General features: G+C 69.7%; 10 protein-coding genes. 5 read left to right on the top strand and 5 right to left on the bottom strand.

The genetic code is table 11. The annotated features are described in order from the left end of the window. Window positions 1-74 precede the first annotated feature (74 nt). The 4 genes from Pla175_RS09155 to Pla175_RS09170 form a co-directional block, all read right to left on the bottom strand. Window positions 75-1,130, bottom strand: a complete 1,056-nt coding sequence (locus Pla175_RS09155; RefSeq protein WP_145283423.1) for a glycosyltransferase family 9 protein — start codon at window positions 1,128-1,130, stop codon at window positions 75-77. A gap of 266 nt (window positions 1,131-1,396) precedes the next feature. After that, window positions 1,397-2,614, bottom strand: coding sequence for an argininosuccinate synthase (locus tag Pla175_RS09160; RefSeq protein WP_145283425.1), 1,218 nt, complete (start codon window positions 2,612-2,614; stop codon window positions 1,397-1,399). A 126-nt stretch (window positions 2,615-2,740) separates the two neighbouring features. Continuing rightward, a complete protein-coding gene (locus Pla175_RS09165; protein ID WP_145283427.1) occupies window positions 2,741-3,103 on the bottom strand; it encodes a hypothetical protein in 363 nt (120 codons plus the stop codon). Between the two features lie 13 nt (window positions 3,104-3,116). Further along, window positions 3,117-5,168, bottom strand: a complete 2,052-nt coding sequence (locus tag Pla175_RS09170) for a prepilin-type N-terminal cleavage/methylation domain-containing protein (protein WP_145283429.1) — start codon at window positions 5,166-5,168, stop codon at window positions 3,117-3,119. A 298-nt stretch (window positions 5,169-5,466) separates the two neighbouring features. On the opposite strand from Pla175_RS09170, the gene Pla175_RS09175 reads away from it, so the two are divergent. From Pla175_RS09175 to Pla175_RS09195, 5 genes are all read left to right on the top strand, one after another. Next, window positions 5,467-8,046: a tetratricopeptide repeat protein gene (locus Pla175_RS09175; protein WP_145283431.1), complete on the top strand. Its 2,580-nt coding sequence runs from the start codon at window positions 5,467-5,469 to the stop codon at window positions 8,044-8,046. Window positions 8,047-8,225: 179 nt separating this feature from the next. Continuing rightward, the gene (locus Pla175_RS09180; RefSeq protein WP_145283433.1) at window positions 8,226-9,113 is read left to right on the top strand and encodes a MotA/TolQ/ExbB proton channel family protein; all 888 of its coding nucleotides are present in this window, start codon (window positions 8,226-8,228) and stop codon (window positions 9,111-9,113) included. A 205-nt stretch (window positions 9,114-9,318) separates the two neighbouring features. Continuing rightward, window positions 9,319-9,726: an ExbD/TolR family protein gene (locus Pla175_RS09185; protein ID WP_145283435.1), complete on the top strand. Its 408-nt coding sequence runs from the start codon at window positions 9,319-9,321 to the stop codon at window positions 9,724-9,726. Window positions 9,727-9,756: 30 nt separating this feature from the next. Continuing rightward, a complete protein-coding gene (locus tag Pla175_RS09190) occupies window positions 9,757-12,924 on the top strand; it encodes a hypothetical protein (protein WP_145283437.1) in 3,168 nt (1,055 codons plus the stop codon). 206 nt (window positions 12,925-13,130) lie between these two features. Continuing rightward, window positions 13,131-13,466 carry a rhodanese-like domain-containing protein gene (locus tag Pla175_RS09195; protein ID WP_145283439.1) on the top strand — a complete coding sequence of 112 codons (336 nt, stop codon included), beginning with the start codon at window positions 13,131-13,133 and terminating at the stop codon, window positions 13,464-13,466. Between the two features lie 64 nt (window positions 13,467-13,530). Here Pla175_RS09195 and Pla175_RS09200 read toward each other — a convergent pair whose 3' ends face one another. Next, window positions 13,531-15,549, bottom strand: coding sequence for an Hsp70 family protein (locus Pla175_RS09200; protein ID WP_145283441.1), 2,019 nt, complete (start codon window positions 15,547-15,549; stop codon window positions 13,531-13,533). Between the last annotated feature and the right edge of the window lie 3 nt (window positions 15,550-15,552).

Genomic DNA, 15,552 nt, shown 5'->3' on the forward strand with positions numbered 1-15,552 from the left:
CTTGCGCGTACTCGCCCCTCGCCCCTAACCGCTCGCCCCTAGCGGGCAGCAGTATATTGACCTGCCAGGCGGACCTACGCAACGCGCAGCGCCGGCGCCGAGAGGCTCCGTTCGATCTGGCGCCAGACGGCGTCCACGGGGATCGACTCGAACGGTTCGGGGGTGAAGAGGCCGCACGCTTCGTGCGGCGAGGCGACGTCGGTCGAGGCGACGAAGCGCTGGTGGGGCCGCGCAGGGGGGGACCACCGCACCGGGTTGATGCGGAACAGGGTGACGCTCGGCACGCCCGCCGCCGTGGCGACGTGGTGCGGGCCGCCGTCGTTGCCGATGAACAGGTCGCAGCGTGCGAGCACGCCGCGCAGCTCCGCGAACCCGAGCTGCGGGTAGTCGACTAGCGCCTGGCGCCGCATGCGATCGGCGACGCTGCGGGCGGCCCCTTCCTGGCCCGGACCGTAGAGCAGCAGCGGCCGCAGCCCGCTGTCGGCCAACCGGTCGGCAAGCTCCGCGAAACGCTCCAAGGGCCACTGCCTCTCGGGCGTGCTGGCGACGACAAAAATCGCCGCGGTGGGGCCCGCCAGGTAGCGGCGCGCGAAACGGTCCGCCACGGCCTCGGACTCCGGCCCTATCGGGAAGTCGAGGGCCAGGTCGTCGAGGTCGACCCGCGGGTCGAGCGTCAGCCTCAGGTTCTGGCGGCCGGCGTACTCCAGCGGCGCTTGCGCATCGTCGATGGCGTGGGTGTAGAACAGCCGGTTACGCAGCGGCCGGCTGCGGAGCGGGACGCGACGCGCGGCGCCCGACAGCCGGGTCAGCACCGCGGTCTTCGGCATCGCTTGGCTGTCGAGCACCCAGTCGTACTTCTGCTGGCGCAGGCCGGCCGCGACCTCCAAAAACCGCCGGACCCCGGCGCCCGCGGGCAGAATGATCCGCCGGTCGATGTTCGGGTTGTGCCGCAGGATCGCTTCGTTCTGTGGCTGGCACAGCACGTCGATCTCGGCGGCCGGGTAGAGCCTGCGTAGCTGTCGCAGCAGCGGCGTCGCCAGCAGCGTGTCGCCGAGCTGCCGCAGGCGGATCACCAGGATCCGTCGCGGGTGGGGGCAAGCGTGCATCGGCAAGGATATCGTTTCGGTCATAGCGCACCGGCCTCGTAGGACCTGGGCCGCGGAGCCTACAGAAGTGGGCCTCCCGACAAAAGACCGAACCGACGCCGCTAGCAGAACCAGCGGTCGATCGTGCTCCTTGCTCCAAAACGCGGCCCCAAAACGCGAAAACAGCCGACGGGCTCCGCCCCGTCGGGGTGCTTGGAAAACAGCGTCGTTCGATTCACCCCGACGGGGCGGAGCCCATCGGCTAATAGCTCTTGGGATGCTCTAGCAGCGGGGCTGGCGCCTGTGGGGGCTCACCACTCCCGGGGGCGCACCCGGCTCTGCACGCGGCCCGGGAGGCCCTGCAGGCGGAGGAAGCCGGCGGCGTCGGTCTGGTCGTAGTCCGCGGCGCCCCCTTCCATGCTGGCGATCGCGGCGTCGTACAGGCTCGTGGGGCTGGTGCGGCTGTGGATGAGGATGTTCCCCTTGTAGAGCCCCAGCTTCACCTCGCCAGTGACCGGCCGCTGCGCCTCGCGGATGAACGCCATCAGGGCGTCCATCTTGGCCCCGTACCAGAAGCCGTAGTAGACCATCTCGGCCACCTCGGGGCTGATGCGGTCGCGGAGGTGCACCAGGTCGCGGTCCAGGGTGAGCTGCTCCAACTGCAAGTGGGCGGCGTACAGCAGGGTCATGCCGGGCGCCTCGTACACGCCGCGGCTCTTCATGCCGACGAAGCGGTTCTCGACGATGTCGATCCGCCCCACGCCGTTGCGTCCCGCGATCTGGTTGAGCGTCTCGACAACCGCGAGCGCCGAAAGCACTTTCCCGTTGACCGAGGTGGGGACGCCCGACTCGAAGCCGATCGTCACCTCCTCCACCTTGTCGGGCGCCTGCTGCGGCGAGACGGTCATCCCGAAGTCAACGCGATCGACGCCGCACACGGCGGGGTCTTCTAGCTCGCCCGCCTCGTAGCTGATGTGCAGGCAGTTCTCGTCGCTGCTGTAGGGCTTGGCCAGCGACGCCTTGACCGGGATCTGCTTCGCGTCGCAGTAGTCGATCATCTCCTTCCGGCCCGGGAAGAGCGAGCGGAACGACTCCATCCGCCAGGGCGCCAGGATCTTGACGTTCGGGTCGAGCGCCTCGGCCGCAAGTTGAAAGCGGCACTGGTCGTTCCCCTTGCCGGTGGCGCCGTGGGCGTAGGCCTCTGCATTGACCTCACGCGCTACCTCCAGACAAGCCTTGGAGATCAGCGGCCGCGCGATCGAGGTCCCCAGCAGGTAGATCCCCTCGTACTTGGCCTGCCACTGCAGCACCGGGAAGGCAAAGTCGCGGCACAGCTCCTCACGCACGTCGACCAGCCGCGCCGAGGCGGCCCCACAGTTGTGGGCCTTCTGCATGATCGCGTCGCGGTCTTCACAGGGCTGGCCGACGTCGACGTAAACGCAGTGGACTTCGTACCCCTGGTCCTGGAGCCAGCCGAGGATGACGGAGGTGTCGAGGCCGCCGGAATACGCAAGGACGCAGTTGGGCATTGTTCTGTGTGAGGGGTGTCGGGGAGTTTTGTTTAGAGGGATTTTGCGCGCCGTCGGCCTCCGCCGATAGTCCGGGGAGCGCCGCTGGGGAGGGTGCTTCGAGAGGGCGCGGAGTTCGGATCGCGATTACCCGTCCTCAACCTCCAACCAGACCTCCAGCACCGACGCGGGGTTCGCTCCCGCGGGTTCCGAGCGGCGGAGCCGCACTTCAAGGGTATTGGAGTCTTGCAGCATCGCCGCGACATCGTCGGCGCCGGGCTCGATCGCCGCAGCGTTCAGCGTGACCCCAAGAAGATGGTGCGGGGACTCCGCGTGCACCGTAACGCGGTCGTGCTCGGTAGAGATAGAACCACGCTGAAACCGCCGCGAGAGCGACCCCTCGCCGGCTCCGCCCAGCGCTTCTGCCCAGGAGGCGGGCAGCCTCACCCGCCCCCCGTCGGCGGCCAGCCAGGGGCCGCGGAGGCGGATACGGTGGGTGGAGTCGTCCATGGCGGCTGCCGGGCTACTTCGGCACAAACGCCTGGCGGACGCTCACTTCGCGGAGCTGCCGGCTGTCGCGTTCGTAGGCGCGGATCGAGACCTGAACGCCGCGCAGCGGCGTCTCGTACGGGGGAGCGGTTTCGCGCTCCGAGGGATCGTCGACGCCGTTGATGGGGAGGTCTGCGTTGTTGTCTACCAAAGACAGGTTTCCGCCGCCGCGTGGGTCGCGGTCGTCAAACCCGTTGGTCGACTCGTCGAACATAGCGTCCCCGTCCTCGTCGATGCCGTTGTTCTCGTAGTGTCGCGACCACGTGTCGTAGACGGAGTAGCCAGGTGCGATGTCGGCGCCGGTGTTGACGTTGCGGATAGCGCGAGCCTCGAAGAACTTGGGTTCGGCGCCGGTGAGGCTGGCGGCCAGGCCCGGGAAGGCCAACTGCCGAGCGGTGGTGTTGCCGGCGATGTTCAGGCGGTCGAACCCGTAGCCGAGATCGACGTAGGCGCCCTGGCCGACGTACGACCAGCCGTTGTTCGCGGCGATGCTCCCCACAGCGTTGTCGAGGTTCACATCTGCCTGGTAGGCCGCGACCCAGCTCGCGTCGCTGGGCTGCACCACCAAGCTGGCCACGTTCTGCTGGTACAGCGGCGCACCGGGGTCAAACGCCCGCAGGTCGAACGCCGCGGCGTCGGTCAGCATCACGTCCTGGCCGCGGCGGTCGCCGGCCAGCGGCGCCATGCCGTGGGTGATGTAGGCGACCTCGCCTCGACCGTTGCCGATCTCCAGCAGGACCACGCGGGCCGTGGCGGGGAAGCTGGACGGCGTAGTGGGTCGAGCAAAGGGCCGCACCGCGTACGATCCGCGGGCCGTCACCCCGTACGCCACGATGGCGCCGTTGTTGACGACGACGCTGCCGGTTGCGGCGGGGGCCGGCGCCGCGAACTCTGGGTCCTGAACAAAGGAGACCCCACCGCCATTGGTGTAACCCGATCCGATCGATAGGGCGGCGAACGGGAAACGCCTCCCCTGCCCTGTGCTGTCGTCGTAGTAGCCGTGGTGCTCGTAGCGGTTCTCTCGCTTGGTCAAGTCAGCCAGCGTGTTGGCGACCAGCTTCCAGCGTCCGTCCGCGCCGAGCTGCGGGTCCCACTCCAGCCGGACCGAGAGGTCGTAGATCGATTGGAAGGCCACCAGCGACGCGATGGCTTGGTCGACTTCGTTCTTGTCAACGCCGTCGCCCAAGACCCGCGCCACCCCCGGACCGACCCGTGTGGTGCCGACCACCAGGCCGAGGTCGATCGACGGCAGGATCAACAACGCCCGCCGGTAGACGGTGCGGAACCCCTCGCCGAAGAAGTAGTTGGACTGGGCGCCGACGGGCTCGACCGGGTTCTCGAGCGCGTACCACACCACCTCCGCCAGCGGCGACTCCACTGTGCGGAACCCCCAGTTGGGGAACGTGTCGGTCACGTTGGATAGCTGCGGCACGCGGCCCACGAACGGCTCGGTCTCGTTCCGCACGGTGAGCATCAGCGTGTCGTCCCAGTCCCCCAGGCCGCGGCCATCGGTCACGCCCTGCGCGCTGGTGACGCTGGTCGGGGTGGCGTAGAGGTACTCTGACCCGGGGAGCACAAGCGCGGTGCTGCTGGGGATCTGCGACACCGCTAGGTCCAGCGACAAACCGCCGGGGCCGTCGGGGAGACCGTCGTTGTTGGTGTCTCGCAGCCAGATGCTGGGGTCGAAGTCGGTGCGCGGCCCCTCGATGATCTCCAGGTACCCGTGGTTCGACTCGGGGCGTTGCCAAGGGATGGCCGGGCAGGTGGCGCCGGCTAGGTCGCGCTGCAGCACGCCGCGGACGTGGCGGAGCTGGGTGTTCATCTCCATGGTCGCCCGGCGACGCGAGACGCTGCTGCTGATATTGGCGAACACGGTCACCGCGGCGGCCATCATCACCAGGGTGATCGCCATCGCGGCGAGCATCTCGACCAGCGTAATGCCGCGCAGAGAGCGGGCCCGTCGGGCGGGCAGGCGACGCGCAGCAGAGGGTAGGAAGTGCGCAGAATGAGACTGTGGGCCGGTCACGGCGTACCTCGGAGACGTTTCTGTATTTCGGGAGCGACGCCGGCCCGCGTGCTGCTAGTACTATTGCAACGCGCCGTAAGTAAAGTGTCAAGCAAGAGTTGCGCCGTGGTCGCCCAGAAAAGTCGGCGGGCCTTCCGAATGCAGGGGCAAGGACCGAAATAGTTGGGCTCCGCGGGGGAGAATCGTACCGGTTGGCGGGGGGCACGCCGCACAGCGCGGGCGGTCCCGCCGACAAAGAAGCGCACCCTTAGCCGCGTTTGTGCTAGCCAAATGCGGCGCCATTGGGCGATAATCCTGCATGCTCAACGTTTGCTATCGGATCTTTCTCGCGGCGGGACTGCTGGTCTCGGCGCCGGTGTGCGCCGCGGATTTCGCCGGCGCCATCGCCCTGCAGGACCGCGGCCTGCATGATTTGGCCGCGAAAGAGTGGCAGGCGATTATCGACGCCGACCCCGACGGCCCGGAGGTGGCCCGGGCGCGTTACAACCTGGCGGTCTGCCGCTTTTCGCTGGGGGCGTTCGACGAGGCGGCCGGCCTCTTCGAGACGGTCGTGGACAACTCTGGCGACGAATCGCTCGTCGAGCCTGCCCTGGCGAACTTGGGGCTCGCCTACTTCAACCAGTCTCCGGGGCCGACGCTCAATGAACCGGCCATGCGGGCCGCGTTAGAGTCGTTCGACAACCTCATCCGGCGTTTTCCCAAGAGCAAGTTTGTCGACCAGTCTCGCTTCTACCGCGGCGAGACCCTGGCGGCGCTGGGGCAGCTCGGGCCCGCCGCGGAAGCATTCCGCGGCTTCCTGAAGTCCAGCCCCGATGGCGACTTGGCCCGCCGCGCGAGGCTGAGGCTCGCCGCGACGCTGGTGGACGCGGGAGAGCCTCAGCAGGCGCTGAGCGCCTACGACGCGTTGCTCTCGTCCGCCGGCCTAGACAACGCCTCGCGGGGCGAGGCGCTGATGGGCCGCGGCGCCGCCCGGCTGGCGCTCGACCAGTTCCTGCCGGCGGCGCAAGACTTCGAGGCCGCCGCCAAGTTGCCCGGCGCTCCGGAGGCCGACTACGCGCTCGAGCGGCAGGGCTTCTGCCTCTACCGCGCTGAGAAATTCGAGGAAGCGGCCGCGGCCTACAAGGCCCTGGTCGAGAAGCACGCGCAATCGCCGCTGGCGGCGGACGCCCGGCTCGCGGCGGGCAAGTGCTGCTTCCTCGCGGAGAGGTACGGCGAAGCGGCCCGTTGGTTCTCGGCGGCCTGGAAAGCAGCGCCCTGGCCGGACTCGGCCGAAGCGGCCCACTGGCACTGTCAGGCGCTCTTAAAAGAGAAACGCCCCGACCTCGCCCTCAAGCAGGCCGACGCGGCGCTGGCCACCGGCCCGGCGGCGGATTGGAAGAACAAGCTGCTAATGGACCGCGCAGACGGCCTGGCCGGCGCAGAGAAGACCGAGGCGACCAAGGTCGTGGCCGCGTACCTGGCCGTGGCCGACGACGCCCCGCAGGGGGCGCTGGCGCCCCGGGCGCTCTACCTGGCCGCCACGGCGGCGATGAGCGCCGATCAGTTCGCCGAGGCCCAGCGTCTGGCCGACCGGCTGCTCAAGCAGTTCCCCAACGACCCGCTGGCGGAGCGCGCGGCCGAAGCGGCCGGCGCCGCGCGGTTGGCCGCCGCAAGAAAGCTAATTACCCAGGGCAAGAACGACGAGGCCGCGGCGCTGCTCGCCGGTTCGGACGGCGCGGCCAGCCCACAAAAGGCGATGATGGTTGCCACCGCCCTGTTCGGCGCGGGCAAGCACCGCGAGGCGCTCGAGGCGCTCGACGGCGCCAACGCCGACGAGCCGCAGGCCCTGTACCTGCGGGGCGCGGCGCTCGCGGCGCTCGAACGCCCGCAAGACGCGGCTTCGGCGTTTGAGAAGGTGATCCGAAACCATCCCGATTCGGACGTCACCCAGCAGGCGATGTACCAGCGGGCGCTGCTCGCCCGCGCCGCCGGCGACGACCAGCTAGCCGTGCGGCTGTTCGAACGCGCCGCGGCCAGCAAGAAGTCGCCCGTGCTCGCGGCCGAGGCCCGCTACCAGCTAGGCGACGTTGCCTACACGTTGGGCGAGCTCGATCGGGCCGAGGCCGCCTTTGCGCTCGCTGCGGAGCAAGCCGCCGACGCCGACCTCAAAGAGCAAGCGCTGCACTTGCTCGGTTGGTCACGCTACCGCCAAGAGAAGTTCGCCCCCGCGGCCGAAGCGTTTACGGGGCAGCTCGCTCTCGCCCCCCAAGGGGGCTTGGCCGCGGACGCCAAGGTGATGCTGGGCGAGTGCCGGTTTGGCGCCAAGGACTACGCCGCGGCGATCAAGGCGTACCGCGAGGCGTTGGGCCCGGGGGGATCGCCCCGCGCGGAGCTGGCCTCGCTGGCCGCGCTGCACGCCGGGCAATCGGCCGGTCAGCTCGGGCAGTGGGAGGAGAGCCTGTCGCTGCTGGACGAGGCCCAGCAGCGCCACGGCCAGTCGCCCCAGGCGGACGAGATCTCCTACGAGCGGGCATGGGCGCTGGTCAAGCTGGGACGGAGCGGCGAAGCGATGCCGGTGTTCCAGACGCTCGCCGAGAAGAACGACGCCCCGCTTTCGGCACGCTCGAAGTTCATGATCGGCGAGCTCCAGTTCGCCGAGAAGCAGTACGAGCCCGCCGTTCGCACCTTCTTTCAGGTCGCCTACGGCTACGGGGCCCCCCAGTCGCCTGTCGAGTATCAACCGTGGCAGGCAGAAGCCTTGTTCGAGGCGGCGCGTTGCCTCGAGCAGCTAGAACGACAACAGGCGGCGGACAAATTACTTGGCGAGCTGGTGACGCGTTTCCCCGATCACGCCAAGACTCGGGAGGCGCGAGCGATCCTCGCCAAGCGACCCCAGTAGCGTGCAGGCAGCCGCAGGTTGAGCGGCAACCAGTCCGCGCGGGGGCCGCTCCGTCGGGCCGTCCGGTGGGGTGAGCAATCTTGGAATCACCCGTTGCGGGCAAGCGTTGGACCGGGAATGATGAAATCCTGCCCCGGGGGTAGGCAATTGTTCAAGGCGATGTGGGAACCATACGGCTGATGAATCGGATCGCAATCTTGTTGGTCTGCTTGGCGGGCGCGTTGGTCGCCCCTGCTCAGGCCCAGCCCCCCGACCCCTCTCGGCTGGCCGAACAAGCGCTCGCGCCCCCTGCGGCAGAAGCCGCGGAGGCCGAGCCGGGGGACGCTGCCTCGCTCAACTACCTCGAGCTGCTGCTCAGCGGCGGCCCGCTGATGATCCCCATCGGGCTGCTGTCGCTGCTGGTGCTGGCGATCGGTCTAGAGCGGTGGATCGGCCTGCGGCGGCGCGCGGTGGCCCCGCGGGGGCTGTTCGCAGGGCTCCGCCGGCTGGCGGACGACGGCGCCATCGACCCCCGCTTGGCGTACGCGCTGTGCCAACGCTACCCGTCGTCGGCGGCGCGTGTCACCCAAGCGATGCTGCTGAAGACCGGGCGGCCGCAGAGCGAGGTTGAGCACGCGGTCAGCGAAGCCTCGCAACGCGAGGCCGACCGGCTCTACAGCAACGTCCGCACGCTGAACATGGCGGCCGCGGTGGCGCCGCTGCTGGGGCTGCTGGGGACGGTCTGGGGGATGATCCAGTCGTTCTTCGCCACCGCGAACCTGCCGATCGGCTCGAACAAGGGGCAGGCGCTGGCCGAGGGGATCTACGTGGCGTTGGTGACCACGCTCGCCGGGCTGGCGGTGGCGATCCCCGCCGCGGTGCTGGCCCACATGTTCGAGGGACGCATCCTGCGGATGCTGCGAGACACGCAAGACTTCTTGGCGGAGATCATCCCGCAGCTCGACCGCTACGAGGGGAAGCTCAGGCTCGACCCACGCGATCTAGCGAGCGGCGGACCCCGCCGCCAGCCGACCGACCTCCCCCACCCTGTCCCCGCCCCCCATGCAGACGTCCGCTCGGCGACGTAACGGACGTGGAACCGCCAAGAGCGCCAAGACGCGCGTGGTTGATCTTGATGAGCTCGGTGACCAATCCGCCGGAAGAAGATCAAGAAAGTGTTTGAGAGTTTGCTGCGAGAGTTAACATTCAGTCCCCCGGTCGACCCCCCGCATCGCTTGCGTTTCGTGGCGCGTCTTGGCGTCTTTGCGGTTTCCTACCGTTCGTAGAACCAAAATGGCAGTAAGCATCCAAAAAGGCAGGTCCGTAGGCGTGCTCAGCATGACGCCGCTGATCGATGTCGTGTTCTTGCTGCTGATCTTCTTCCTGGTCGCATCGCGGTTTGAGCAAGAAGAACGCGATATGGAAGTGAACCTGCCCAGGGCCAGCCAGGCCACGCCGACGATCTTCCCGGGGAAGGAGATCTTCGTGAACCTGACGCCGACGGGTGATTTTTTCGTCGACGGCCAGAGGCTCGACGTCCGGGGCCTGCGCGCCAAACTCCAGGCGGCCAACGACTCGAACCCTGGGAGGCAACGCGTCACGATCCGGGCCGACCAGGACAGCCGGACAGGCTCGCTGGTGGCGGTGATGGACGCCTGCAACCAGGCGAGGATCAAGAACTACACGATCGCCACCGAGTAACCGCGCCCCGGCTACGCTCCGCCGCTCCCCATGCCCGCCCTGCTCGATCAGCGCCGTATCACCCCCGAGCCATCGGCACCGCCGCCGCTGCTGACGGCCGCCGATCCGGGGCAGGACTCCCCCCGGCACGGGCGGCGCGCCGCGTACCTGCTGGCGATGTGGTCGGGGATGTCGGCGGGAGTGGTGCTCGCCCTCGGGGGCTTCGACCAGCCCGACCCCTTGCGGAACGGGTTCGTCCGCCTCGGCGTGCTGGCGGCGATTGTCGTGCTGCTGGTGTGGACGATCGGCATGCGGCGGGCGTGGCTCGCGCGGCGGCTGCAGTTTGCGGTGGCGCTCAGCCTGCTGGCCCACACGGCGTTGGTCGTCGCCCTGGCGGTCTTCGACCTGACCGTGCTCGCGGACGCGCTGCGTGCAGCAGCGGTCCCCGCGGCGGTCGAGACGCCGGCGCCCAAGGAGCCCGACCGGGTGGAGGTAGACCTGACGCACGCCGACGAGCAGGCCGACTTCGAACGGCCGCTGGCGATCGGCGCCGCCCAGCTAGCGACCCTCGAGCCTTCGCGGGAGCGTTCTGCCCCCAAGGAAGTAGCGGATATTGCGCCCCCAGAGGCGCCCATCGACGCCACGCAGAAGCTCCCCCACACGATCGCCCTGCCCCGCCCCGAGTCGGCGGCTCCGAGGCTGGCAGAGAACCCGGGCCAGCGGGCGCACATGCGAGACACCGCGCCGGGCGTAGCGACGACCCCCACCCGCGACCGGGCGGCGCCCCCGCGGGTCGAGCCCAGGCCGGCGCCCGCCGTCGAGACGGCCCGCGACTTCACGCCCCCCGTGCCCGTGGCCGCGACCCCGCTCCCTTCGCTGGAAGACCTCCCGATCGCCGCCGCGGCGCCGGTCGTTGCATCGACCCCCGCGCCACAACGGCGGCCGGCCACGGCAGAAACCGCGGCGGCCAGCCCCGCCCCGCCGCAGCCGATGCAGCGCATCCCCGTGGTGAGCCCCGCCGCGCCGCCCGAGGCCGCCCGCCGGCAGCGGGTGGCGGAACTGCCGCGTATCGAACCGACGCTGCGAGCCGAGCAAACGCCGATGCCGCTCGCCGAGCGGTCGTTCGAGGGGCCCTCCATCATGCTCCCCAGCCGCCGGGCGCCGCAGCAACGCGACACGCCGCTGGCGGTGCTCGAGCAGGCCCAACCGATCGCGGCGTCGGGCGCGGCGGCGCGCGAGCGGCCCGTGCAGCCTCGGCCGGGGCCGGCGCCCGCCCCCAACGCCGCGGCACGCAGCGGTTGGTCGCGGGCGGACGACCAACGCGCGGCGTCGGCGCTGCTCGCCAGGCTGATCGACAACCCCGATGCGGCCGGGCAGGAAGACCCAACGCGCAACCAGTCCGCCAGCGCGGCGAGCGAGAGCCGATCCGCCCAACGGGCCCTGACCGAGCGCTCTGCGGCAGACGCGGGCGACGGGCAGGTAGACGCGGCGCCGGGGCCGAACGTCTCGCCAGCGGCGCCTCGGCGGTCGACGGTGTCGGGGGGCGCCGCCGCAGCCGCCCAGCTTGCTGCGGCCGCGCCGGTCGTCGGGTCGCCCGAAGCGGCGCTGCCGGCGCCAGGTCGGGCCGATGCGGGGCCTAGCGTCGCCGCTCCGGTCGCTCGTGCGGCTTCCGGGGCGATGGTCGACAGCGCGGCCTTGCTGGGTGCGGTCGCTGGCCAAAGCGAATCGCCCGCGCCGTCCGCCGTTGGCGCGGCGCCCGGCGGCGACCGCCCGCTGCTCGCGTCGGCGGCGCGACAGGCGCCGACGGTTAGCCGCGGCGGGCTGAGCATGGTCGGGCCGATGGCCGCGGCGATGCCGCTGCCTGCGCCCGCGCCGGCATCGAGCCTCGGCCCGCGTGCTCCCAGTCCTGGCATGTTGCGGCGGCCGGCACTGGATGTAGGGGTCGACGCCCTAGCGGCGCGGGCCGACAGCTCGGCTGTGCACGCCACGGCCGACCGCTTGCGGAGCGAGCTGGCCGGGGGCCAACCGACCATCGCGGGGCGCCAGCGCCGCGCAGCGGCGGCCTTCAGCAGCCGTGGCGACCGCAACGAACCGCTCCCGAGCGGCGCCGCGGGGGGGCCGACCCCGCGCACCGAGGCCGCGATCGAGCTGGGGCTCGACTTCCTCACGCGTTTGCAGCAGCCGGACGGGAGGTGGACTTTCCACGACCTGGGCTCGGCGCCGATCCCCGCCGACGAAGCGGCGCAGGCCCGCGCCGATTCGGCGGCCACGGGGCTGGCGTTGCTTTCGTTCTTGGGCGCCGGCTACGACCACTTTGAGGGGCCGCGGCGCGACGTCGTCGACCGCGGCATCAAGTACCTGCTGACCACGCAGCAGCCCAGCGGACTGGTGTTCGCCGAGGCGGAGGACGCCAACCCCTGGCAGGTGGCGCAGTTCTACAGCCACGGCATCGCCTCACTGGCGTTGTGCGAGGCCTTCGGCATGACCGGCGATCCGGAGCTCCGGGGTCCCGCCCAACGGGCGCTCGACTACACCGAACGCACCCAGGTCGCCGGCCTCGGCGGGTGGCGGTACACGCCGGGCCTGAACGCAGACCTGTCGGTCACCGGTTGGCAGTTGATGGCGCTCCGCAGCGGCGAACTGGCGGGCCTGAAGGTCGATCGCAACACCTACCGCGGCGTGCGTTCGTTCCTCGAGCGGTGCCGCGAGCCCGGCGGCGAGCGGTGCCGATTCTGCTACAACCCCCTCGCCAGCCCGGGCGACCCCGTCACCGCCCACGGCCGCAACCCCGGCACCGTGATGACCAGCGTCGGGCTGCTGTGCCAGCTCTACCTGGGAGAGAACCGCGAGAGCCCCCGCATGCAGCGGGGCGCCGACCACCTGCTCAAGAACCTGCCAACCCCCGGCGCAGGGGGCCGGATCGCGGCCACCAGCACGCCGGACAACCCGCTGCGCGACACCTACTACTGGTACTACGCCACCCAGGTGATGTTCCATATGCGGGGCGAGCACTGGCGGGCGTGGAACGACGCCCTGCACCCGCTGCTGCTCGACTCGCAGTCTCAGTCGGGCGAGCTGGCCGGCAGCTGGAACCCGCGGAGCCCCGCGCCCGACAAGTGGGCCTCGTTCGGGGGGAGGCTGTACGTGACCGCGATGAACCTGTTGTCGCTCGAGGTGCACTACCGCCACCTGCCGCTCTACGCGATGACGGCCGAGTAGTCTTCAGCGGCAGGGGCGCCGGCTCGTAGGCCTGCCAGTCCGCCCGCCCAGCGACCAGCCGGAAGGCCTAAACGCAAACCGGCGGCGCCGCACGAGACGTTCGAAGCGGATACAGCTCGCTGGTACGAAGTTTGCATCGGTAGGCCGTCACCACTCGACGAGGTTCGTCGCGTGGGCAACCTGATTTAGTTGAAGGAGCAGAAAGAATGCGTACCGTCACCCCTCAGGGGCTCAAGGACATGCAAGACGCCGGGCAGAAGTTCGTGTTGGTCAACACGCTGCCCGCGGACCACTTCGAACAAACCAAGATCGTCGGCGCGGTGAACATCCCGGAATCGGACAGCGACTTTGTCGACCGCGTCAAGAAGCAGGCGGGCAACAAGCACGAGACGGTGGTCGTGTACTGCGCCAACTCAGATTGCGACTCGTCGACGCGCGGGGCTCGCATGCTCGAAGACGCCGGCTTTACCCACGTGATCGACTTCGAGTCGGGCGCCGACGGGTGGAAGAACGCGGGGCTGCAAGAGACGGTCAGCGCGTGACGGCTAGCCGCCAGCCACATCAGCCGCCGATCGCCTAGCGATCGGCGGCTTTTTTTCTGCGCGCCTATTCGTCTACCCAGCCGGCCACCGCGGCCGTCAGGGTTCGGGCCTCGTCTGCTTCGGCGTGCAGTGCTTCTGGAACGGCGCCTTCTCGGATGCAGGCCGACCCCATCGCGATCCGGGAGTAGATGAAGTACGTCTCCACCTCCCCCAGGTAGTTCCGCAAGGCCGCGGCCGAGGACTGTAGCTTCGATTTCTCGAGTCGGTCTTGCTCCACCGCCATGGCGGAGCGGACCCGGCCCAGCAGGTGCTGCACCGCCACGTACTCGCGTCGCGCGCTTACCACCTGTTTCTGCAGCGGCGCGAGCGCGGGTGGGGGCGCGGCGTCGAGGGCGCCTTGGCCGATCTGCTGACAGAGGTAGTCGATCCGCCGCACCACTTGGGGCCGGTCGAGCGGGTCGGGCATCGCCACCTTGGGCGCCAGCGGCAGGTCGGCGGTCACCACCGAGGGCGCCGTCACGCCGCGGAGCAGCCGGTCGCGCCACACGGGGAGCGACTCGAGGTCCATGAACGCGTCGCGGCGGATCTCGACGTGGGCGGCCTGGTGCGTCGCCGGGACCAGCCCAGACACCGATACGGTGCCGTTGTTGCTGTACCGGCAGGTGACGAACACCTCGGTCTGCGCGGGGAGGTCGGGGCTGAGCGTCACGATGCACTTGCCCACCGGGACGCAGTAGTCGGGGTTCTCGCTCTCTCCCTCCACAATCTTGATCTCGACCGTGCGCTGCTGCCCCGTACGCGTGACGAACTTCTGCCGCTTGCTGGCGGGCAGCCGAGAGTTGCGCGGGATCAGGATGCGGTTGATGGGCTCGCCGGTGCGGACGTTTACCCCCGCGATCCCCAGGCTGTGCGCGTTGACGTTGATCACCCGGAACGGCGCCAGGGTCTTCGACGTCTTCATCGCCGCGAACAGCGCTGCCCCCTTCGCCACCGCCAGGTCGGGCTCGTGGCACAGCCGCGGCGCCTTGCCCGACGCCTCGGCCAGCTTCTTGGCGACGAACGGGATGCGGCTCGACCCCCCCACCAACAAGATCTCGTCGAGCTGAGACCACGCCAGGCCCGCCTGTTCGAGCGCGTCGATCGACGTAGCGATGGTCCGCTCCAGCAGCGGCTCGATCAGGTGCTCGAAGCGGGCCCGGTCGATCTTGACGTCGAGTTCCATGCCGGCGAACGCGCACTTGATGACGGTCGAGTCCGCGTCGGACAACTGGTGCTTGGCCCGTTGGACCAGCGACCACAGCCTCTGAACAAAGCCGAAGTCGGCGCGTGGGTCGATGTTGTGCTGCTTGAGGAACTTCTCGGCCACGTAGTCGACGAGCCTCTCGTCAAAGTCGCGCCCGCCCAGCCGCACGTCGCCGTCCGAGGCGAGGGTGGTCATCTCGTCGCCGGCGACCTCGAGGACCGACACGTCGAACGTCCCTCCCCCCAGGTCGTAGACCATGATCTTGGCCGGCACGCCGTGCGAGCCGTCCAGCCGGCCGGCGTGGTGGATCTCCGCTAGGGCGGCCGCCACGGGCTCGTTGATGATGTCCATCACCCGCAGCCCGGCCAGCCGCCCCGCTTCCAGGGTCGCCTTCCGGCGGCGTTCGTCGAAGTACGCCGGGACGGTGATGACGACCTCGTTGATCTCGCCGATATGGCGCGAGGCGCGCTCGCGGATCTCGTCGAGCATCATCGCGCTGAGCACTTCCGGCGGGACCCAATGCGCGCGGATCTTGCGGTTGAAGTGCGGCTCTCCCATGTCCCGCTTGAATGCCTCGACCACGGCGTCCGGGTTGTCGAGCCCCAGGTCGATCGCCTTCTGGCCTACTTCAATGTGGTCGCCGATGTACAGCACGCTGGGCACCAGCGGGCTTTCCCCCTCAAGCGGGAAGCACTCGACCCCGGCGCTCGAAAGCCGCGCCACCGCGCAGGTGGTAGTGCCCAGGTCGATGCCGATCGCGGGGGGATCGGGCGATCCCGAGCCGGGGGGCGGGTCGTTGGGGGCTGGGGGCTCGTTGGGCGTTGGGGGCAAAGACGCCATGGG

Source organism: Pirellulimonas nuda, assembly GCF_007750855.1.
In the GTDB taxonomy this organism is placed as follows: domain Bacteria; phylum Planctomycetota; class Planctomycetia; order Pirellulales; family Lacipirellulaceae; genus Pirellulimonas; species Pirellulimonas nuda.

What these genes read in the sequence shown, in the direction of transcription:
- Pla175_RS09155 (WP_145283423.1), bottom strand. Translation starts at nt 1,130, where the DNA reads ATGACCGAAACGATATCCTTGCCGATGCACGCTTGCCCCCACCCGCGA.
- Pla175_RS09160 (WP_145283425.1), bottom strand. Translation starts at nt 2,614, where the DNA reads ATGCCCAACTGCGTCCTTGCGTATTCCGGCGGCCTCGACACCTCCGTC.
- Pla175_RS09165 (WP_145283427.1), bottom strand. Translation starts at nt 3,103, where the DNA reads ATGGACGACTCCACCCACCGTATCCGCCTCCGCGGCCCCTGGCTGGCC.
- Pla175_RS09175 (WP_145283431.1), top strand. Translation starts at nt 5,467, where the DNA reads ATGCTCAACGTTTGCTATCGGATCTTTCTCGCGGCGGGACTGCTGGTC.
- Pla175_RS09180 (WP_145283433.1), top strand. Translation starts at nt 8,226, where the DNA reads ATGAATCGGATCGCAATCTTGTTGGTCTGCTTGGCGGGCGCGTTGGTC.
- Pla175_RS09185 (WP_145283435.1), top strand. Translation starts at nt 9,319, where the DNA reads ATGGCAGTAAGCATCCAAAAAGGCAGGTCCGTAGGCGTGCTCAGCATG.
- Pla175_RS09190 (WP_145283437.1), top strand. Translation starts at nt 9,757, where the DNA reads ATGCCCGCCCTGCTCGATCAGCGCCGTATCACCCCCGAGCCATCGGCA.
- Pla175_RS09195 (WP_145283439.1), top strand. Translation starts at nt 13,131, where the DNA reads ATGCGTACCGTCACCCCTCAGGGGCTCAAGGACATGCAAGACGCCGGG.
- Pla175_RS09200 (WP_145283441.1), bottom strand. Translation starts at nt 15,549, where the DNA reads ATGGCGTCTTTGCCCCCAACGCCCAACGAGCCCCCAGCCCCCAACGAC.